This is a genomic window from Streptomyces sp. H27-H1 (assembly GCF_026627445.1).
Classification (GTDB): Bacteria; Actinomycetota; Actinomycetes; order Streptomycetales; family Streptomycetaceae; genus Streptomyces.
Genome location: NZ_JAPNLJ010000027.1, coordinates 75,451 through 95,710 on the forward strand (window position 1 = coordinate 75,451; position 20,260 = coordinate 95,710).

The following is a 20,260-nucleotide window of genomic DNA, read 5'->3' on the forward strand; positions in this document are numbered from 1 at the left end:
GACCTGCCGGGCCCCCCGGGCCCCGTCATGCGTCAGGCGTTCGTCAGGCCAGCGCCCAGGCGACATCCCTGAGGAGGGCCTGCCGCCAGCCCGCCCGGTCGTGTCCCGATGCCGAGGTGGACCTCCGTACGGTCGCACCGGCCCGCTCCGTCAGGGCTTCGATCAGCTCGCAGTGGCGGCGCATGCGCGTCTCGTGCTCGCCCAGGTCGAACGCGATCCTCAGTCCGGCCGGAGCGGGGCGCTCCCTCAGGCGTTCGGCGAGGGCGCCGCCGGCCGGACCGCCCAGGGGGTCCGCCGGCTCCCCGGCCTCCGGGGTCCACCAGAACGACCCCGACTGGCAGGCGACGCGGGACACCAGCTCCGGGAACTCCAGCGCCGCGTACACCGCGCTCAGGCCGCCGAGGCTCTGCCCGGCGACCACCAGCCGGCCCAGGTCCGCGGGCACCCCGCTGTCCGCCACCAGCGGCAGCAGTTCGTCCCGTACCGCCTCCCACAGCTCGGGCCGGCAGCCGAACTCGGCCCGCCGGTCCTTGGCCGGTACGAACACCAGCGTGAGCGGGGGCATCTCGCCGGCGGCGAAGGCCGCGTCGAAGGCGGCCATGGCCGGGTGCAGGTACAGCCAGTCGTCCCCGTCGAGCAGCAGGACCACCGGCCCGCCGCCGCCCACCGGGTGGACCCGCACGGTGCGCCGGCCGCCGAGCCGTTCGCTGGCCCAGCGGATCCGGGTGCTCGGCAGGGGCAGTACGTCGTCGGCGGCGACGGCCGGCCAGTGCGGCTGGGGCGGAGCGTCCGGGGTGGCGGCGATGGAGCGGTCGCCGCCGGCCCCGGCCGGGTTGAGCGGATCGGCGTACGAACCGTCATCGGCGAGGAACCGGTAGGTCACTCGGAGCCGTGCGGGCATGCGCACCTCGGCGTACCAGCAGTCCGTGTCGCGCCACCGGAGCAGCGGTACCGGATCCGACCAGCTTTCGAACTCGATGACCGCGGGGGTGCCGCGCCACAGGAACAGAGCGACCCAACCGCCGTCGCCGGAAGGCACGGACGCGGGAGTCGCGGCCGCCCAGAACTCATCGGTGCCGGGCGTGCCGGGCAGGTCGAACGCGGCGAAGGGGCTCTCCGAGCCGTCCTCGGCCCGTATCCGTTCGAGTGCACGCATCGGTGCCTCCTTGTGAGGGGGAAGGGGAAACGTTAAGCTCTATAATTAGGGGAGCCTAACCTAAGTGTGAGGCTCTCTTCATTCTCGATCGACCTTCCCTGCGGGCGCGGCGCCCGCTGTCGGGCTGCGCGCCGCACACCGACGGCACCTGCCGGTCCCATCGGGCTCCAGGAGGAACCCCAGCATGAGCACCAACCCGTTCGACGATGCCGAAGGCCGTTTCCTGGTCCTGGTGAACGACGAGGGGCAGCACTCCCTTTGGCCCTCCTTCGCCGAGGTGCCCGGAGGGTGGGCGGTAGCCCTCGTCGAGACCACCCGTGAGGCGTGCCTGGAGTTCATCGAGTCGAGCTGGACCGACCTTCGCCCCCGCTCCCTCTCGGCGACCGTCGAGGTCTGAGCGGGCTCGCCGTCGGCCCCGGGCTCGCTTCCGGGGCCGCCCCGCCGGGCCGGGTCGCCGCGCGAGCAGGATCAAGCAAAATTAGGTTAGGCTAAGCTAACTGCACAGGAGTTCTGTGCAGGGGATGCCCGCGCGGCGTCAGGGGAGGGGGGATCGTCATGGGCCTGCCGGCCGTCGGTTCCTATCCCATGCCCGACCGTTCCGCCCTGCCCCGTTCCCGCGCGTCCTGGGTCATCGACCCCGGCCGCGCCGCACTGCTGATCCACGACATGCAGAACCACTTCGTGGGGGAGCTCCCGACGGACAGGTCCCCGGTCGTGGAACTCGTCGAGAACATCGCGGCCCTGCGCGCCCTCGCCGCGGCCCTCGGCATGCCGGTCGTCTTCACCGCCGAGCCGGCCGCCCAGCCGCCTGGCCAGCGCGGTCTCGCCGCGGACATCTGGGGGCCCGGGATCGGCGACGGGACCGACGCCGCCGCGATCGTCCCGCCGCTCACTCCGCGGCCCGGCGAACGCGTGCTGGCCAATGTGCGCCACAACGCCTTCCTCCGAAGTCATCTGGGAAGACTGCTGCGTTCGGAGGGGCGCGACCAGCTGATCGTCTGCGGGGTCCACGCCCACCTCGGCGTCCTCCTGACCGCCGCGGACGCCTTCATGAACGACATCCAGCCCTTCGTGGTCGCCGACGCCGTGGCCGACTTCTCCGCCGAGGAGCACGCCATGGCCCTGCGGTGGGCCGCCCGCAGCGCGGTGGTGTGCACGACCGAGACCCTGCTCCGCGAACTGCTGATCGGCGGAGCCGTGCGAGACGTACGCAAGGACGCCTGAGCCCCGCCGTCAACGGCCCTGCCACGGCCCCGGCCTGCGCCGAGGGCGCCCCCACGAACACGCGCCCCCACGAACTGAGAGAGAGCGGAAGAACATGACCGTACGGGTCGCGGTGGCCGGTGCCAGCGGCTACGCGGGCGGGGAGTTGCTCCGCCTGCTGAGTTCGCATCCCGGCGTGGAAATAGGGGCGTTGACCGCCCACAGCAGCGCGGGCCGTCCGCTGGGATCCGTACAGCCGCAGCTTCCGGAGCTCGCCGACCGGATCCTCCTGGACACCTCCGCCGCTTCCCTGCGCGGCCACGACGTGGTGTTCCTCGCCCTGCCCCACGGCCAATCGGGCGCCCTGGCGGCTGAGTTGGAGCCCGGAACGCTGGTAGTGGACTGCGGAGCCGACTTCCGGCTGCGCGACCCGGCGGCCTGGGAGCGGTTCTACGGTTCCGCACACGCCGGGACCTGGCCCTACGGACTCCCGGAACTACCCGGGGCCCGGGCCGAGTTGAAGGGCGCCACCCGGATCGCGGTACCCGGCTGCTACCCCACCGCGGTCACCCTGGCGCTGTTCCCCGCCTACGCGGCGCACCTGGTCGAGCCCGAGGCCGTCATCGTCGCCGCCAGCGGAACCTCCGGAGCCGGACGCTCGCCCAGGACCCAGTTCCTCGGCTCCGAAGTGATGGGCTCCATGAGCCCGTACGGAGTCGGCGGCGGCCACCGGCACACCCCGGAGATGGCCCAGAACCTGTCCCGCGCGGCCGGCGAGCACGTGACGGTCTCCTTCACCCCGGTGCTGGCACCCATGCCCCGGGGCATCCTCGCCACCTGCTCGGCCCGTCTGCGCCCGGCCGCGGGGACGTCCGAGGTCATCACGGAGGGCGAGGTGCGTGCCGTGTTCGAGGCCGCGTACGCCGACCAGCCGTTCGTACGGCTCCTGCCGCCCGGCCAGTGGCCCACCACCGCGGCCGTCCTCGGCTCCAACAGCGCCCAGGTGCAGATCGCCGTGGACCCGGGCGCCCGCAGGCTGATCTGCGTGAGCGCCATCGACAACTTGACGAAGGGCACCGCGGGTGGCGCGGTGCAGAGCATGAACATAGCCCTCGGCCTGCCGGAACGGCTGGGCCTGCCCACGAATGGAGTGGCTCCGTGAGTGTGACCGCCGCCCGGGGATTCCTGGCCAGCGCAGTGAGCGCCGGCCTCAAGGAGTCCGGTGATCCGGACCTGGCCCTGGTGGTGAACCGGGGGCCGTCGCGTGCCGCCGCCGGTGTCTTCACCTCGAACCGGGTGCAGGCCGCGCCCGTACGCTGGTCCCGCCGCGTGCTCGCAGACGGGCGGATCTCCGCCGTCGTCCTCAACTCCGGCGGCGCGAACGCCTGTACGGGCCCCGGCGGCGCCGAGGACGCGCGGGCGATGGCCCAGCGCACGGCGCGGGCCGTGGACGCGGCCGTGGACGAGGTCGCCGTGTGCTCCACCGGCCTGATCGGCGTCCGGCTGCCGATGGGCCGGGTGGCGGCAGGCATCGCCGCCGCAGCGGACCGGCTGTCGCCCGACGGGGGCGAGGACGCGGCCGTCGCCATCAAGACGACGGACTCGGTCCACAAGACGGCGGTGGCCGCCGGCGCCGGCTGGACGGTGGGCGGTATGGCGAAGGGCGCGGGGATGCTCGCCCCGGGCCTCGCCACCATGCTGGTCGTCCTGACCACGGACGCCGACGCGGGCGCCGGACTGCTCGACTCGGCGCTGCGCGAGGCGGTGCGCACCACCTTCGACCGGGTGGACTCGGACGGCTGCATGTCCACCAACGACACCGTGCTGCTGCTCGCCTCGGGCGCCTCGGGCGTCACGCCCGAGCCCGCGGAACTCACCGCGGCCGTACACGCCGTGTGCCGGGACCTGGCGCTCCAGCTGGTGGCGGACGCCGAGGGCGCGTCCAAGGAGATCGAGGTCGCCGTCGTCGGCGCGGCCTCGGAAGCGGACGCCGTCGAGGTGGGCCGGTCGGTGGCCCGGAACAACCTCCTCAAGTGCGCGCTGCACGGCGAGGACCCGAACTGGGGCCGGGTGCTGTCCGCGATCGGCACGACGTCGGCCGTCTTCGACGCGGACCGGCTGGACGTGGCGATCAACGGAGTCTGGGTGTGCCGCGACGGGGCCGAGGGGGAGTCGCGCGACAAGGTCGACCTGTCGGAGCGCCGGATCGCCATCACCGTGGACCTGCGCTCCGGTGACGCCGGCGCGGTCATCTGGACCAACGACCTGACGGCCGAGTACGTCCACGAGAACAGCGCCTACAGCTCTTGAATCCTCCCCGCCCCAAAGGGCGGGGAGTCCTGGCTCACGTTGGCTGTGGACCGGCGGTCCGTCAGCTCTTACACGATCGGCACCAGCCGGGTTGAGACCAGCCCGGACCAGCATCACGCGGGCGGAGTTCTTGTCCCTGGGGGACACGGCTCCGCATGCGGTGCACTCGTATGTTCGTTCTGAGAGAGGTAGTGCGTGCTTGGTTCTCGCTCCGCACTGCGCGCAGTCCATGGTGGTGTGCGCGGGGTGGACAAGGTGCACGATGCGCCTGTGCTTGCGCGCCATCGCGACCAGTTCACGCTTGGTGGCGCCGATCGCCGCGTCGGCGGCCTTTCGCGCCATGGTCGACTTGGCGAGGAACTTCGGCCTGAAGTCTTCCACCGCCAACGCGTCGTGGTCGCGGACCACGGACTTGGCCCACTTGCGGGCAGTGTCCTCACGTTGCCGGGCCACCTTCTTGTGCAGCTTCGCGGCCAGTTTCTTCGCTGCCCGGTAGCCCCTCGAACCGGGTTTGCCCTTCGCCGGTTTCCTGCGGGCCGTCATCCGCTGATAGCGGGCGAGCCCGGCAGCCGCCTTCCTGCCGTGCTTGGCGTGCGGGAGGTCGTGGGCGTCGCTGGTGGTGGTCGCGGTCTCCTTCACGCCCCAGTCGATCCCGATCACCGCTCCCGTCTCCGGGAGCGGCTCCACTTCGGTGGGGACGACGAAGGAGGCGTACCAGTGGCCGAGGCTGTCGCGGTAGATCCGCACGGAGGACGGGTCGGCCGGGAAGCCTCGGGACCAGACCACGGTCAGGATGATGCCGCCCGCGAGATGCAGGCGGCCGTCCTTGATCCGGAAGCCGCGCCGCGTGTAGTTCAGGCGCGGGGCGGCCTTGGCCTTCTTCTTGTACTTGGGCATGCCCGCCCGCTGCCGCATCGGCAGCCGGGCCTGGATGTCCTTCAAGGCCTTGGCCCGGGACTTCCCGAAGTCGCGTACCAGCTGCTGTTGCGGAACGCTGCTGCCCTCACCCAACCAGGTGTTGTGGTTGCGGGCTTCGGTCAGCATCTTGTCCAGCCGGGCCGGCCCGCACTTCTCGTCCTCGGCATGAGCCTTCTTCGACCGGGCGGCGCATTCGTTCCAGACCCACCGGCACCGGTCCCACTCATCCAACAACTTGGCGAGCGCCGTCGACGACACGCGAAGCCGGTAGGTGAACCGGGCATGCCCGGTGCCCTCCACCTCGTGAGATGCCGCCATGCGGTCAACGTAACCGAGCCCACTGACAACGCCAGAAAGCGCAGGCCACGACAGGTGCGAAGAGAACTCCGGCGCTCCGCGCCTACGACGGTGGGACCCATTCCTCCCCAGGCTGAAGCCCCGGGCATCCTGGGAGAGATCCGGTGAACGGGGTCGGGATGACGGCGGAGGCAGAGACGACGCAGACGCAGACGCAGGCGCAGGCGCAGGCGCCGGCCACCGTTATGGCCCCCCGTGACCTGCCCTGGCTGGAGCAGCTCCAGGGCCGGACGGTGGTCGTCAAGTTCGGCGGCAACGCCATGGTGGACCCCTCCGCGCAGCGGACGTTCGCCCAGGACGTGGTGGAGCTCTGGCACGCGGGCCTGCGGCCCGTCGTCGTGCACGGCGGCGGCCCCCAGATCAGCGCACTGCTCGACCGGCTCGGCCTGGAGGTCCGCTTCGAGGCCGGGCTGCGGGTGACCACGCCGGAGACGATGGACGTGGTGCGGATGGTGCTCACCGGCCGGGTCCAGCGCGAACTGGTCGGCGCCATCAACGCCCACGGGCCTTTCGCCGTGGGCATGTCGGGCGAGGACGCCCACACGATGACCGCCGTACGGCGCCCCGCCTGGGTGGACGGCAGGCCGGTGGACATCGGCCTGGTCGGCGACATCGTGGACGTGGACGCCACGACGATAGCCGCGCTGCTGGAGCAGGGCCGCATCCCCGTGGTCTCACCCGTCGCGCGGGGCGAGGACGGCCAGGTCTACAACGTCAACGCCGACCTCGCGGCGTCCGCCCTGGCCGTGGCCCTCGGGGCCGACCGGCTGGTGGTGATGACCGACGTCGAGGGGCTGTACGCGGACTGGCCGCACAGCACGGAGGTGATCGGCCGCCTGACAGCCGGTGAGCTGGACGCACTGCTGCCGGAGCTGGCGAGCGGCATGCTCCCCAAGATGGAGGGCTGCCTGCGCGCCGTACGGGCCGGGGTGGCCAAGGCACAGGTCATCGACGGCCGGGTGCCGAACGCGCTGCTGCGCGGTGTCCTCACCGAGGACGGACCCGGCACCACGGTGGTACCGGACGACGACGAGCCCGGGCCCCGGGGTCCGGGCGCAAAGGGGCACGGCGCGTGACCGCCGACAGCACGACACCGCTCGCCGACCGCTGGCGCGCGGTGATGATGGACACCTACGGAACTCCCGCGCTGGCCCTGGTCAGGGGCGAGGGCAGCACGGTGTGGGACGAGGACGGCCGCGCGTACACGGACTTCACCGGCGGGATCGCCGTCAACGCCCTCGGGCACGCCCACCCGGCGCTCGTCTCGGCCGTCTCGGACCAGGTCGCCCGGCTCGGACACGTGTCGAACCTGTTCGTCTCGGAGCCGGCCGTCGCGCTGGCGGAACGGCTGCTGGCCCTGCTGGGCAGGGAGGGCCGGGTCTTCTTCGCCAACTCGGGTGCGGAGGCGGTCGAGGCCGCCTTCAAGATCGCCCGCCGGACCGGGCGCCCGCACGTGGTCGCGACGGAGGGCGGGTTCCACGGGCGCACCATGGGCGCGCTGGCCCTCACCGGCCAGCCGCCCAAGCGCGCGCCCTTCCTGCCGCTGCCCGGGGAGGTCACGCACGTTCCCTACGGCGATGAGGCGGCGCTCCGCGCGGCCGTCACGGAGCACACGGCCGCGGTCGTCCTTGAACCGGTGCAGGGCGAGGCCGGAGTCGTCCCGGCGCCCGAGGGCTACCTGCGGGCTGCCCGCGAGATCACCCGCGCCACGGGCAGCCTCCTCGTACTGGACGAGGTGCAGACCGGGATCGGCCGCACCGGCCACTGGTTCGCGCACCAGGCGGAGCCGGGAGTGGAGCCCGACGTCATCACCCTGGCCAAGGGTCTGGGCGGCGGTCTGCCGATCGGCGCCACGCTCGCCTTCGGCCCCGCCGCCGAACTGCTGACCCCCGGTCAGCACGGCTCCACCTTCGGCGGGAACCCGGTCGCGTGCGCGGCCGGGCTCGCCGTCCTGGAGACCATCGGGAAGGAGGGGCTGCTCGGCCACGTCACGCGGGTGGGGGAGCGGCTGCGACTCGGTGTCGAAGCCCTGGAGCACCCCTTGGTCCGCGAAGTGCGGGGCGCCGGACTGCTCCTGGGCATCGCCCTCGGCGAACCGGTCGCCGCGCGGGTCCAGCGCGCCGCGCAGGACGCCGGGTTCCTCGTGAACGCGGCGGGCGCGGACGTCGTACGGCTGGCTCCCGCCCTGACCCTGCCGCAGGAGCGAGCCGATGCCCTGGTGGCGGCGCTGCCCGCGATCCTCGAAGCCTCGTACGGCTGACCGCGGTCCCGCGAACGCCGTCGCGGTCCCACGACGACTGAGGGCGGGCCCCTGGCAGGGGGCCCGCCCTCAGTCGTCTACACGGCGCGGGAGAGCACGCGCGCGTTGCGGCCGGGGTCCAGGGACTGCGCCCAGCCGGTCGGCGCCAGGCTCGGGCAGGCCGGGAGGAACCCGCTCCGCAGGAAGAGGCGGCCGCTGCCGGTCGTCGCGGTGAACAGCGTGGCCAGGGAGCGGGTGCGGGCTCTGGCGAACGCGGCGTGCAGCAGGCGGGCGCCCATGCCCGAGCCCTGCCGGTGGGCCGCGACGCAGAAGTTGTACAGCACCCCGGAGGCGGAGTGCTCGCGCAGGCCGAGGCAGCCCTCGAGGGTGCCGTCGGGTGCCTGCGCGACGAGGAACTCGGTTGCCCGGGAGAGGTATGCGGAGAGCGGGCGTTCGCGGAGCGCCCCCGCGTGGGCGAACGGCCGGGAGAGGGCGGCGAGCGCGGGGCCGTCTTCCTGACGCGCCGGGCGCACCGAGAACTCGGGGGCCCCGCGCCGGAAGGGGGCGTGGGCACGGGGCGACGGGGTGGCGTGCGCGGCGGCAGGGTGCAGCGTGGCCGTGGTCAAGGTGTTCCTTCCTCGGTTCCGCCGTGTGCGGGTGTGGGGGTCTCCCGGACGGACTCCAGGGCGCGGGCTTGCCGTGAGCCCCCCCGGCGGAACGGTCGGAGTAAGGCTAGCCTTACCTATGCGGCGGGGCCAAGTCGGCTCGTACGGACGGCGCGGGCCGCCACGTAGCCGAGAGGGGCGGGCACGTCCGTGAGGGCCCAGCCCGGCGGAGCCGTGGGGACGGCGCCGGTGCCCACGAACGTCCGGTCGGGGTGATCGCCGAGGCCGATGCCGACTCCCTTGAGGTAGGCCTCCTTCCGGGTCCAGCAGCGGGCGGTCGCCGCGGGGCGCTCGGCGGCCGGCAGCGCCGACAGCTCGGCCCGCTCGGCCGGGTGGAGCGCTTGCGTCAACTCGGCGGCCACCGAGGCGGACGGCCGGTTCTCGATGTCGACGCCGACCGGGGTGTCCGCGAAGGCCACCAGTACGGCGTCACCCGCGTGGGACAGCGAGAAGTGGAGCGGTACGCCGGGCACGGCCGGCCGGCCGTGCGGCCCGCCGCAGCCCGGGCAGGGTTCGCGGACGAAACGCACCTGCGCCGGGTCCTGTCCGAGCCGGCTGCCCAACAACTGCCGCAGCGCCACGTGGGCGACCCGGTACTGGTCGCGGTCTTCGGCGCGCCTGAGGCTCTGGAGGCGGGCCCGCTCGGTGTCGTCGAGCATCCCCTCCAGCTCCCGCGCCCGGTCCGCGTACAGGCTCACGCGCGCGGTCCACAGGTCAGGTTCGGGCGAGGTGAGCCAGGGCTGTTCCGGGGCGTCCACGCCGGGCCGGGCCGGTCCGTCCGTCATCCGCACGGACGGCCGGGGTAGGCGGCGCTTTCCGGAGCCCCGACCTCGCGCATCCGGCACAGGACCTCGCCGAGGACCGCGTCGTCCACGTCGACGGGGATGTTGAACTCCCGGTCGAAGACGAAGGACTCGTCCGCGGCCGCGTGCCAGATCACCCAGCGCGGCGGAACGGTGGTCGACTCCCACAGCGGGGAGAGCCGGTCCAGGACGTTCGTCTGACTGCTCACAGTTTTCTCGCATCCGTCGTTTCGTGTCCGTCAACAAATGTCGCGATGACCTCGATGCCGCCGATCCGGGAGGGATCGACGTACCGCGGGTCGTCACCCAGGACGACCATGTCGGCGCGCTTCCCCGGCGTGAGGCTGCCCGCGCTGTCGTCCCACCGGCAGGCGTACGCGCCGGCGACCGTGTAGGCACGCAACGCCTCCTCGACGGTGACCGCCTCGTCCGGCCCGATCGGCCGCCCGGAGGCGGAGGCGCGCTCGACCATGAACTGGATCGCCCGCAGCGGGGCTCCGTCCGTGACGGGCCGGTCCGAACTGCCCACGAGCGTCACCCCGTGGTCCAGGAACCCCCGGCCCCGGTACATCCACGGCGCCCGCTCCTCGCCCATCACGTCCGCGTAGTCGTCCCCGAAGAAGTAGAGGAAGGACGGCTGGACGACCGCGCTGACGCCGAGGCGGGCGAAACGCGGGAGCTGGTCGGGGCGGATCAGTCCGGCGTGCTCGATCCGGTGCCGCGCGTCCGGCCGGGGCCGTAGCCGCTGCGCCCGTTCCAGCGCGTCGAGCGCGAGGTCGGCGGCGCGGTCCCCGATGGCGTGGACGGCGAGCTGCCAGCCGGCCAGGTGGCCGTCCACGATGAGGCGGGTGAGTCGGTCGGGGTCGTCCTGGAGCTGGCCGGTGTGGTCCGTGCCCGCGTACGGGGCGGTGAGCGCGGCGGTGCGGGCCATCATCCCGCCGTCGGTGTAGATCTTGAGCGCGCCCAGCGACAGCCAGTCGTCGCCGAACCCGGTGCGCATGCCCAGGTCCAGGGCGCGGGGGATACCGTCCGACGCGTGGGCCTCGCGCGGGCGCAGGGTGTCGCCGGCCGGCATGAGCTGGACCCGCAGGGGCAGCCTTCCCTGGTCCCGCAGCAGCTGGTAGGCGCCGAGCTCCACCGGGCTGTGGCCGAGCAGGCCGCCCCCGATGCCCGCCTCGGCGACGGCGGTCACGCCCTCGGCGAGGCAGGTCCGGGCCGCGCGCTCGACGGCGTCGGCGATCTCGGCCTGCCCGTACGGCAGCCGCAGCCGCCGTGCGGCGGTCATGGCGCCCTCGGCCAGGAAGCCGCTGCGGTGCGGGACGCCGGCGGGGAGCAGCTCCAGAACCGCACTGTTCACCACGCAGCCGTGGCCCGAGTCGTGCATCAGGAACACCTTGCGCCCGCGGCTGACCGTATCCAGTTCGGCGGCGGTCAGATGGCGGCCCAGGGCCCGCTGGTCGTAGCCCACGACGTCGACCCAGGTGCCGGCGTGGGGCGTGCGGGAGGCCGCCTCCGCCACGACCGCCAGAACGTCCTCGACCCGCTTGCAGGGGGCGACGCTCGGGGTGCTCTGCTTCAGTCCGGTCCAGGCCAGGTGGACGTGGCTGTCGATGAACCCGGGCAGCACGGTGGCGCCCTGCAGGTCGATGACCTCGCGGGCGGGCAGGGAGGTCACGGCCTCGTCGAGACCCACGATGCGGCCCCGCCAGATGCCCAGGTCACGGGCGACGGGACGGTCGGGGTCCATGGTGAGGATGTTCGCGTTGGTCAGCCTCGAACACAGCATGGGCAGTCCGTCCGTCGCAGGGGTCCTCCAGGCCGCCACAGCGGGTTCCGGACCGCGCACCAACGACAACCGAGTCCAACTTAGGCAAGGCTAACCGAATGGCATCCGTGCGGTCAACGTGCCTCCCCCGCACCGGCCGTGACGGCTATACCGGCAGGCCCATCGGCTCCTTGATGCGCTTCATGATGATCTGGGAGTTGACCTCCGTGACGCCCGAGAGGGCCGTCAGCTTCTCGATCCAGAGGCGTTCGTACGCGCGGAGGTCCGCGACCGCGATGCGCAGGAGGCAGCCGGGGCTGCCGAAGAGGCGGTAGGCCTCGATGATGTCGGGGATGTCCTGGAGGGCGGCTTCGAAGGCCTCGACGGCCTCGCGGTCCCGGCGGACCTCCACGGAGACCAGGACCTCGAAGCCGCGGCCCACGGCTTCGGGGGCGATCACCGCACGGTAGCCCTGGATGATCCCTTCCTCTTCGAGCTGGCGGACCCGGCGCATGCAGGGGGAGGGGGTCAGGCCCACGCGCTGGGCCAGCTCCTGGTTGCTGAGCCGGCCGTCGGCCTGGAGCTCGCGCAAGATTTCTTTGTCAATGGCGTCCATTGCGCAATTATCACGCAGGTTTCATTACAGGGTGGGGCGAAATCGCAATCGCGTTGCGCGTAGATCGCCCTACTATTGCTCGTTGCATAAAATCTGTGCGGGCCGTGTGAGGGAAGGGTTGTGGTCATGGGACGCATCGTCGTGATCAGTACGGGCGGGACGATAGCCAGCCGCTGGCAGGGTTCCGGTTTCGCGGCCGATGCCGACGGGGCCGAGGTCATGGCGACCGCTCCGCTGCCCGAGGGCGTCAGCGTCGAGGTCGTCGACCTGTTCAGCGTGAACAGTCCCCGGCTGACCACCGCGCACCAGCTGACCTTGCTGCGGACCGTGCACGAGGTGCTCGCCGACCCGGGCGTGGAGGGTGTCGTCGTCACGCACGGCACCGACACGCTGGAGGAGTCGGCGTTCCTCGTGGACCTGCACCACCACGACGCGCGCCCGGTCGTCTTCACCGGCTCCCAGCGCCCCATGGGCGCGGCGGACGGGGACGGTCCCGGCAATCTCTACGACGCCCTGCTGACCGCGGCCACCACCCGCGGGCTCGGCGTCCTGATCACCTTCGCGGGGCGGGTGCACGCGGCCCGGGGCACGGTCAAGACGCAGGCGGTGGCGCTCGACGCCTTCGCGGACCCGTCGAAGGAACTGCTGGGGAAGGTCGGGTTCGGGAAGGTCACCGTGCTGCGGACGCCGGTGCGGACCGAGCCGCTGCCGCTGCCCGCGATGCCGCAGGAGCCGCAAGGCCCGCCGCGGGTGGATGTCGTGATGCACCACGTGAGCGGTGACGCCGTACTCCTGAACGCCGCGGTGGCGGCGGGGGCGCAGGGGATCGTGCTGGTCGGGACGGGCGCGGGGAACGCGACGCCGGAGATCGCCGACGCGGTGAAGGCCGCTGTCGCGCAGGGCGTGCTGGTGGCGCTCACCACCCGGGTCGCCGCCGGGCCCGTGACGGAGATCTACACCCACGGGGGCGCCGTGGACCTGGTCGAGGCCGGGGCCGTGCCGACGGGGACGCTGAGGGCTCCGCAGGCGCGGGTCGCGGTGCTCGCCGCGCTGCTCGCCGAGGTGGAGGCCGAGGCGCGGGTGCGCGTGCTGCGGCGGGTGCTGGCCGCGGGCGGCTCCGTACTGGTTGCCGCCTGACCGAGGCGTTCGTCGGAACTCCGGCCCCGGACCCCGCACCGCGAACGCGGGCGGGGCCGGGGGGTGGCCGGGCCGGGCCGGGTCAGGAGTTCGTGAAGGACGCGAGAAGGCGGTCCGCCGCCAGCGTCGGGGTCAGGGTGCCCGCCCTGACCGCAGATTCCAGCGCCGGGGCCAGCTCCCGTACGGCCGGATGCGAGCGGAGGCGTTCCAGGAGCTCGTCGCGGACCATCGACCAGGTCCACTCCACCTGTTGGGCCGCGCGCTTCGACGCCAGGCGGCCGCCCGCCTCCAGGATCAGGCGGTGCTGTTCCAGGCGGCTCCACACCTCCTCCAGGCCCGTGGACTCCCGGGCGCTGCACGTCAGCACCGGCGGGGTCCAGGCAGCGTCGGAGGGGTGCATCAGGCGCAGGGCGGAGGCCAGTTCGCGCGCCGCCGACTTCGCCTCGCGTTCGTACGGGCCGTCGGCCTTGTTGACGGCGAGGACGTCGGCCAGTTCCAGGACGCCCTTCTTGATGCCCTGGAGCTGGTCGCCGGTGCGGGCGAGGGAGAGCAGCAGGAAGGAGTCGACCATCCCGGCGACCGTGGTCTCCGACTGGCCCACGCCCACCGTTTCGACGAGGACCACGTCGTAGCCGGCCGCCTCCATCACGATCATCGACTCGCGGGTGGCCTTCGCGACCCCGCCCAGCGTGCCCGCCGAGGGGGACGGGCGGACGAAGGCGGCCGGATCCACCGACAGGCGTTCCATCCGGGTCTTGTCACCCAGGATGGAGCCGCCCGTACGGGTGGAGGAGGGGTCGACCGCCAGGACCGCCACCCGGTGGCCCAGCCCGGTCAGCATCGTGCCGAACGCGTCGATGAAGGTCGATTTCCCCACGCCGGGCACACCGCTGATGCCGATCCGGCGCGCCCGCCCCGAGTGGGGCAGGAGTTCGGTCAACAGCTGCTGTGCCAGCACCCGGTGCGCGGGCAGGGTGGACTCGACGAGGGTGACGGCACGCGCGATGAACGCGCGCTTCCCCTCGAGTACGCCCTTGGTGTAGGCGGGGAGGTCGATCTTCGGCACCCGTGCCCGCCTACAGCTCGTGGCCCAGGTCCGCGGCCAGCCGCGTCACCAGGTCGTGCGCCGCGTCCGGGATCACCGTGCCGGGCGGGAACACCGCCGCCGCGCCCATCTCGAGGAGGGTGGGGACGTCCGCCGGGGGGATGACCCCGCCCACGACGATCATGATGTCCGCGCGGCCCTCCTCCGCCAGCGCCTCGCGCAGCGCCGGTACGAGGGTCAGGTGGCCGGCGGCCAGCGAGGAGACGCCGACGACGTGCACGTCGGCCTCGACGGCCTGGCGGGCCACTTCCTCCGGGGTCTGGAACAGCGGGCCGACGTCCACGTCGAAGCCCAGGTCGGCGAAGGCGGTCGCGATCACCTTCTGGCCGCGGTCGTGCCCGTCCTGGCCCATCTTGCAGACCAGGATGCGCGGACGGCGGCCCTCCGCCTCCTCGAACCGGTCGACGAGCGCACGGGTGCGCTCCAGGGACGGGGACTCGCCTGCCTCGGTTCGGTACACACCGGAGATCGTACGGATCTGGCTCGCGTGCCGCCCGTACACCTTCTCCAGGGCGTCCGAGATCTCGCCGACGGTGGCCTTCGCGCGCGCCGCGTCCACCGCCAGGGCGAGGAGGTTGCCCTCCCCGCTCCCGGCCGCGTTCGTCAGCGCACGCAGGGTGTCCTGGGTGACCGCCTCGTCGCGCTCCTCGCGCAGCCGCCGCAGCTTGGCGATCTGCTGGGTGCGGACGGAGGAGTTGTCGACCTTGAGGACGTCGATCTCCGCGTCGGTCGCCACCCGGTACTTGTTGACGCCGATCACCGGCTGGCGGCCCGAGTCGATACGGGCCTGCGTGCGGGCCGCGGCCTCCTCCACGCGGAGCTTGGGGATGCCCGCGTCGATGGCCTGCGCCATGCCGCCGGCCGCCTCGACCTCCTGGATGTGCTGCCAGGCCTTGCGCGCCAGGTCGTAGGTGAGCTTCTCCACGTACGCGCTGCCGCCCCAGGGGTCGATGGAGCGGCAGGTGCCCGACTCCTGCTGGAGCAGCAGCTGGGTGTTGCGGGCGATGCGCGCCGAGAAGTCCGTCGGCAGGGCCAGGGCCTCGTCGAGGGCGTTGGTGTGCAGCGACTGGGTGTGGCCCTGGGTCGCGGCCATCGCCTCGATGCAGGTCCGGGTGACGTTGTTGAAGACGTCCTGCGCCGTCAGGGACCAGCCCGAGGTCTGCGAATGGGTGCGCAGCGAAAGGGACTTGGGGTTCTTCGGGTCGAACTGCTTGACCAGGCGCGCCCACAGCAGGCGGGCCGCGCGCAGCTTCGCGACCTCCATGAAGAAGTTCATACCGATCGCCCAGAAGAAGGACAGGCGCGGCGCGAAGGCGTCCACGTCGAGCCCGACGGCCTGGCCGGCCCGCAGGTACTCCACGCCGTCGGCGAGGGTGTACGCGAGCTCCAGGTCGGCCGTGGCCCCGGCCTCCTGGATGTGGTAGCCGGAGATCGAGATGGAGTTGTAGCGGGGCATCTTCTGCGAAGTGAAGGCGAAGATGTCCGAGATGATCCGCATCGAGGGCTTCGGCGGATAGATGTAGGTGTTGCGGACCATGAACTCTTTGAGGATGTCGTTCTGGATGGTCCCGGCGAGCTTCTCGGGGGAGACGCCCTGCTCCTCCGCCGCCACGATGTAGAGGGCGAGGATCGGCAGCACGGCGCCGTTCATCGTCATCGACACCGTCATCTTGTCCAGCGGAATGCCGTCGAAGAGCTGGCGCATGTCGTAGATCGAGTCGATCGCCACGCCCGCCATGCCGACGTCACCCGTCACGCGCGGGTGGTCGCTGTCGTAGCCGCGGTGCGTGGGCAGGTCGAAGGCGATCGACAGGCCCTTCTGGCCGGACGCGAGGTTGCGCCGGTAGAAGGCGTTGGACTCCTCGGCCGTGGAGAAGCCGGCGTACTGCCGGATCGTCCAGGGCTGGTTGACGTACATCGTCGGGTACGGGCCGCGCAGGTACGGGGCCACGCCCGGGTAGGTCCCCAGGAAGTCCAGGCCCTCCAGGTCCCGGCCCGTGTACAGGGGCTGTACGCCGATCCCCTCGGGGGTCTCCCACAGCAGGTCGGTGGGGGTGCTGCCGGTGGACTCCTTGACCGCCGTGCGCCACTGGTCCTCGGACCCGGCTGCAGGGGCCGCCCCGGTCAGCGGGAGTTCGGAGAAATCGGGGATGCGGGGGGTGCTCAAGACGAGACTCCCATCCGGTCGAGTACGGAGGACAGCACGGCGACCGCGTCGCAGCCGGCGAAGACGTACTCGTCCACGGCCGCCGCGGCGGTGCCGGGCTTGCCCGCGAGGAACACGGTCGTCGCGCCCGCCGAGCGCAGGGCCGCGGCCACCGCCTCGGCCTGCTCCTCGTACAGGGCGTCGCTGGAGCACAGCACGGCCATGCCGTCGGCGCCGCTCGCCGCGTAGGCCGCCGCGGCCGTTTCCGGGGTCACCGACACCGGATCGTGGACCGGCGTGATGCCGCCCGCCTGGAACAGGTTGGACGCGAAGGTGGCGCGGCCGGTGTGCGCGGCCGCCGGCCCCAGGGCCGCTAGGAAGACCGTCGGGCGGGCTCCCGTCGCCGCCAGGTGCGCGTCGCTGCGGGCGCGCAGGGCCTCGTAGGCCTCGTCGCGCCGGACGCGGGGGAGTCCGCCGGTGAGCGGGGCCGGCGCGGGCTCCCGTACGACCGGCTTCTCGGAGAGCAGCGGGAACTCGCTGACTCCGGTGATGGGTTCGCGCCGGGTGGCCAGCTTCTTCGAGCGCACAGCCCAGGTATCGGCGAGGCGTTCGGCGACCAGGCCGGAGCGCAGGGCGGCGGCCTGGCCGCCCGCCTTCTCGATGGTCTGGAAGAACTCCCAGGCGGCCTCGGCGAGTTCTTCGGTGAGCTGCTCGACGTAGTACGAGCCGCCGGCCGGGTCGATCACGCGGGCCAGGTGGGACTCCTCCACGAGGATGGTGGAGGTGTTGCGGGAGATGCGCCGGGCGAACGCGTCGGGCAGGCCGAGCTCCTGGTCGAACGGGAGCACGGTGACCGCGTCCGCACCGCCCACGCCCGCCGCCATGCAGGCGACGGTGGTGCGCAGCATGTTCACCCAGGGGTCGCGGCGGGTCATCATCACCGGCGAGGTCACGGCGTGCTGGCGCTGGGCGCCGGCCCCCGGGGTCCCGCAGGCCTCGGCGACACGGGCCCACAGGCGGCGGGCGGCGCGCAGCTTGGCGATGGTGAGGAACTGGTCGGCGGTGGCGGCGTAGCGGAACTCCAGCTCGCCGAAGGCCGCTTCGGCGGTGAGGCCGGCGTCGGTGAGGGCGCGCAGGTAGGCGACCCCGGTGGCCAGGGAGAGCCCCAGCTCCTCGGCGGCGCTGCCGCCCGCCTCGTGGTAGGGCAGGGCATCGACGGTCAGGGTGCGTACGTGGGGCCAGGCGGCCGTCTCCGCGGCGAGCGCCGCGGCATCCGCCAGGTCCAGGGCCTCTCCCGTCCGGGCCTCGTGGCCCAGCGGGTCGGCGCCCAGGGAGGCGTGGGCGGCCTCGGGGGCCACGGCACGCTCCGCGTACAGCGCGAGCAACGCCCGCGAGGCTTCGGCGTACTGGGCCCCGGCGTCGAGGGAGACGGGCGCGAGGTCGAGGTAGACCCCCTCCAGTGCGCGGCCCAGGCCCTCGGCCGGGAGGCCGGCGTCACCGACGGCGAGCCACAGCGAGGTGGTGCCGTTCTCCAGGTCGGCCAAGGCCGCCTTGTTCACCCGCACCGGGTCGGTGCCCGCGATCCGCTGGCGCACGTCCCAGCCCGAGGCGGCGTTGCCCTCGGCGCGTCCGCCCCGTACGAAGGGAGCGAATCCGGGGAACCCGGTGTCCGGTGAGGTTTCGGGCGCGGTGTACAGCGGGCGGGTGGTGAGCCCGTCCTCGAGCTTCGTGGACAACGCGTCTTCCGCTGCCTCGCCGGATACTTCCTTGCCCGACTTGCGCAGCACGCCCTCTACCAGGCGCTGCCACTGCTCATGCGTCGCGTCAGGGAACTCGGCGGCCAGGGAGAGCCCGTCATCAGGCAGGACCGTCATGGCTCGAATGTTAGGGGGGTACCTGGGAACCACCTAGAACCACCGGATGTGATCTCGCACTCTCATGTGAGCCGGAAGGGTCACGAAAGTGCAGGGCGAGGAGGACGGCCGCGGAGGCTACCGGGAGTACGGCGGGTCCCGCGTGCGGGGTGACGATCCGCCGCCCGTAGCGGCCGTGGTCGCCGGCCGCTTCGCGGATCTCGTCGAGATAGCCGTCGTACAGGATGCTGGAGAGCTCGCCGATCACCATGACGGCCGGGTTGAACACGTCCAGCAGCAGTGCGGCGGCCCGGCCCACGGTACGGGCGCGTTCGCGCAGCAGCCGGTCGGCGCGGGGGTCGCCGGTGGCGGCCGCGTCGACGAGGAGGCTGACGGAGGGCTCCGGGACGATGCCGCGGCGCACGCCCTCCGCGCCGATGACCCCGTCCGAGGCGCTCGCCTGGAGGCAGCCCGTACGTCCGCACGCGCAGGGGGTCGGCGAACCGGGCACCGGGAGGTGCGCGACGTCCCCGGCGGCGGCGCCGGGCCCCTGGTGCACGGTGCCCTCGATGCCGAAGGCGGCGTCGACGATGTTGCCGATGAAGAGGTGGAGGAGGCTGGAGCGGGCCTCCGGGCGGCCGAAGAGGATCTCGGCGTGCGCGACGGCGCGGGCGTGGTTGTCCACGCAGACGGGCAGGCCGAGGCGGTCGGAGAGCTCGGCGCCGAGCGGGAGGTCGCGCCAGCCGAGGGCGTCGTGGCGGACGACCATGCCGTCGGCGGGGCGCACCCAGCCGCCGAGGGCCGCGCCGACGCCGAGCAGGGGGCGTCCGGCGGTGTTCGACTCCCGGAGGAAGCGGCCGAGTTCGGCGGCGATGGCGGCGGGCCGGTCCTCGGGGGAGAGGCCCCGGTGCGGGAAGGCCCGGCGGGCCAGGACGCGGCCGCGGAGGTCGACGAGGCTGAAGGTGGAGGCAGGCACACCGATGTGCAGGCCGACGGCGAGCGGACCGCTGAGGGACCCGGTGTGCAGGTCGAGCGGGATACGGGGGCGGCCGGGGCCGGGGCGGGCCGCCGTTCGCTCCGCGGGCTGCTGCTCCGGCTCGGGGTGCTCGCGCAGCAGACCGGTGCGCAGCAGGGCCGTGGTCTGCCGGGACACGGCGGCCGGGCTGAGACCGCAGAGCTTCGGAATGTCGCTCCGGGCGGCGGGCCCGTGGGTCAGCACGGTGCGGAGCACGGCGGCGGCGTTGGCGGCGGCCCGGCCGTCACCGGGGATGGAGGGCACGGCTGGCTCCTCGGGGGTGGGGTGTGGAGAGCCGATATTGCCGTGTCGCTGCGCTCGGCGGGGGCGGGGGCGGGGGCGGAGTCGAGCGGGGCCGTTGCCGGGGCTCCGCCCCGGGCCCAGCGGTGGGGATCGGGCGGGGCTGGATTCCAAGGGTGGGGATCGGGCGGCGTCGGGATCGTGGGGCTGCGTGGCGGGTGCGTTGCGGGGGCGTGAAATCCGGCCATGGGTTTCGGCCGTCGCGGGAGTGGCGGGATTCGGTGAAAGAGCCGGTCGCTGGGGGTGTGGGCCGGGGTTCGGGGGTGCTTCCGGGGGGTGCTCGGCGGGGTTGACCGGGCGTGGGGGCGCTGGCAGTCTCCGGGACATGTCCGCGACCGAGTTCCTCGCCCCGCGGCTCCACACCCCCGGCCTCTGTACCGCGCCGGGCGAGTGTCAGGGCCGCTGTACGGCCCCGCGCTGTTCCTGAGCGTCCGGGTCACTGAGCCCCTGAGCCCCTGAGTCACTGACAGTTCGTGCGCCTTCGTGCGGGCTGCCGACAGGGCTCGCGGCGTGGCTCCAGTGGATGGCGGGGTCCGGCGGTTCAGGCCGGTCGTCTCCGGGTGTCGCCCGCTTCGGCTCCGTCGTCCTCCGTCGGCCGTCGGCTGCCCGTCGAACCTCGCCGTCCGTCGCGTCCGTCCCGCCCGTTCATCCGTCTCCGGCCCCTCCCTCTGC

17 protein-coding genes and 1 pseudogene are annotated in these 20,260 nt (G+C 73.0%); 7 read left to right on the top strand and 11 right to left on the bottom strand.

What is annotated here, in order from left to right:
• Positions 1–43: 43 nt before the first annotated feature.
• Entirely contained in the window at positions 44–1,156 is a 1,113-nt protein-coding gene (locus tag OTB20_RS26340; protein ID WP_267821112.1) for an alpha/beta hydrolase-fold protein, read from the bottom strand.
• A gap of 184 nt (positions 1,157–1,340) precedes the next feature.
• Here OTB20_RS26340 and OTB20_RS26345 point away from each other — a divergent pair, with 184 nt between their 5' ends.
• The 4 genes from OTB20_RS26345 (at position 1,341) to argJ (ending at position 4,669) form a co-directional block, all read left to right on the top strand.
• Complete coding sequence (locus OTB20_RS26345) at positions 1,341–1,553, top strand: MbtH family protein (protein WP_267821114.1); 213 nt, start codon at positions 1,341–1,343, stop codon at positions 1,551–1,553.
• A gap of 188 nt (positions 1,554–1,741) precedes the next feature.
• Positions 1,742–2,380 carry an isochorismatase family protein gene (locus tag OTB20_RS26350; protein ID WP_267821116.1) on the top strand — a complete coding sequence of 213 codons (639 nt, stop codon included), beginning with the start codon at positions 1,742–1,744 and terminating at the stop codon, positions 2,378–2,380.
• Between the two features lie 94 nt (positions 2,381–2,474).
• The gene (gene argC, locus OTB20_RS26355) at positions 2,475–3,521 is read left to right on the top strand and encodes an N-acetyl-gamma-glutamyl-phosphate reductase (RefSeq protein ID WP_267821117.1); all 1,047 of its coding nucleotides are present in this window, start codon (positions 2,475–2,477) and stop codon (positions 3,519–3,521) included.
• On the top strand, positions 3,518–4,669 hold the full coding sequence (argJ, locus tag OTB20_RS26360; protein WP_267821119.1) for a bifunctional glutamate N-acetyltransferase/amino-acid acetyltransferase ArgJ: 1,152 nt from the start codon (positions 3,518–3,520) through the stop codon (positions 4,667–4,669). The genes argC and argJ overlap by 4 nt, the downstream gene beginning before the upstream one ends.
• A gap of 36 nt (positions 4,670–4,705) precedes the next feature.
• Here argJ and OTB20_RS26365 read toward each other — a convergent pair.
• Positions 4,706–5,905 (bottom strand): annotated as a pseudogene (locus OTB20_RS26365) (RNA-guided endonuclease InsQ/TnpB family protein); the annotation flags it as partial.
• A 224-nt stretch (positions 5,906–6,129) separates the two neighbouring features.
• Here OTB20_RS26365 and argB point away from each other — a divergent pair.
• Together argB and OTB20_RS26375 are read left to right on the top strand one after the other, a co-directional pair.
• Positions 6,130–7,020 carry an acetylglutamate kinase gene (argB, locus tag OTB20_RS26370; protein ID WP_267756268.1) on the top strand — a complete coding sequence of 297 codons (891 nt, stop codon included), beginning with the start codon at positions 6,130–6,132 and terminating at the stop codon, positions 7,018–7,020.
• Positions 7,017–8,204: an acetylornithine transaminase gene (locus OTB20_RS26375; protein ID WP_267821121.1), complete on the top strand. Its 1,188-nt coding sequence runs from the start codon at positions 7,017–7,019 to the stop codon at positions 8,202–8,204. The genes argB and OTB20_RS26375 overlap by 4 nt, the downstream gene beginning before the upstream one ends.
• A 77-nt stretch (positions 8,205–8,281) precedes the next feature.
• Here OTB20_RS26375 and OTB20_RS26380 read toward each other — a convergent pair whose 3' ends face one another.
• The 5 genes from OTB20_RS26380 to OTB20_RS26400 all read right to left on the bottom strand — a co-directional run bounded on the left by OTB20_RS26380 (position 8,282) and on the right by OTB20_RS26400 (position 12,032).
• Positions 8,282–8,809: a GNAT family N-acetyltransferase gene (locus tag OTB20_RS26380; RefSeq protein ID WP_420716490.1), complete on the bottom strand. Its 528-nt coding sequence runs from the start codon at positions 8,807–8,809 to the stop codon at positions 8,282–8,284.
• Positions 8,810–8,925: 116 nt separating this feature from the next.
• Positions 8,926–9,633, bottom strand: a complete 708-nt coding sequence (locus OTB20_RS26385; protein WP_420716491.1) for a 4'-phosphopantetheinyl transferase family protein — start codon at positions 9,631–9,633, stop codon at positions 8,926–8,928.
• A complete protein-coding gene (locus OTB20_RS26390; RefSeq protein ID WP_267821122.1) occupies positions 9,630–9,860 on the bottom strand; it encodes a hypothetical protein in 231 nt (76 codons plus the stop codon). The genes OTB20_RS26385 and OTB20_RS26390 overlap by 4 nt, the downstream gene beginning before the upstream one ends.
• A complete protein-coding gene (locus OTB20_RS26395) occupies positions 9,857–11,437 on the bottom strand; it encodes an amidohydrolase (protein ID WP_267821124.1) in 1,581 nt (526 codons plus the stop codon). The genes OTB20_RS26390 and OTB20_RS26395 overlap by 4 nt, the downstream gene beginning before the upstream one ends.
• A 145-nt stretch (positions 11,438–11,582) precedes the next feature.
• On the bottom strand, positions 11,583–12,032 hold the full coding sequence (locus tag OTB20_RS26400; RefSeq protein WP_267821126.1) for an Lrp/AsnC family transcriptional regulator: 450 nt from the start codon (positions 12,030–12,032) through the stop codon (positions 11,583–11,585).
• A 126-nt stretch (positions 12,033–12,158) separates the two neighbouring features.
• Between OTB20_RS26400 and OTB20_RS26405 the strand changes: the two genes are divergently transcribed.
• Positions 12,159–13,169 (top strand): asparaginase, encoded by a 1,011-nt coding sequence (locus OTB20_RS26405; protein WP_267756214.1) that lies wholly within the window; start codon positions 12,159–12,161, stop codon positions 13,167–13,169.
• A gap of 82 nt (positions 13,170–13,251) precedes the next feature.
• On the opposite strand, the gene meaB is transcribed toward OTB20_RS26405, so the two are convergent.
• Genes meaB through OTB20_RS26425 form a run of 4 tightly spaced genes read right to left on the bottom strand, consistent with a single transcriptional unit; the run spans position 13,252 to position 19,552 of the window.
• Positions 13,252–14,235: a methylmalonyl Co-A mutase-associated GTPase MeaB gene (meaB, locus tag OTB20_RS26410; protein ID WP_267821128.1), complete on the bottom strand. Its 984-nt coding sequence runs from the start codon at positions 14,233–14,235 to the stop codon at positions 13,252–13,254.
• A gap of 10 nt (positions 14,236–14,245) precedes the next feature.
• Positions 14,246–16,441, bottom strand: a complete 2,196-nt coding sequence (gene scpA, locus OTB20_RS26415) for a methylmalonyl-CoA mutase (RefSeq protein ID WP_267821130.1) — start codon at positions 16,439–16,441, stop codon at positions 14,246–14,248.
• A complete protein-coding gene (locus OTB20_RS26420; protein WP_267821131.1) occupies positions 16,438–18,294 on the bottom strand; it encodes a methylmalonyl-CoA mutase family protein in 1,857 nt (618 codons plus the stop codon). Before OTB20_RS26420 ends, scpA begins: the two co-directional genes overlap by 4 nt.
• Before the next feature lie 10 nt (positions 18,295–18,304).
• Positions 18,305–19,552, bottom strand: a complete 1,248-nt coding sequence (locus OTB20_RS26425; RefSeq protein WP_267821133.1) for an ROK family transcriptional regulator — start codon at positions 19,550–19,552, stop codon at positions 18,305–18,307.
• Positions 19,553–20,260: the final 708 nt, after the last annotated feature.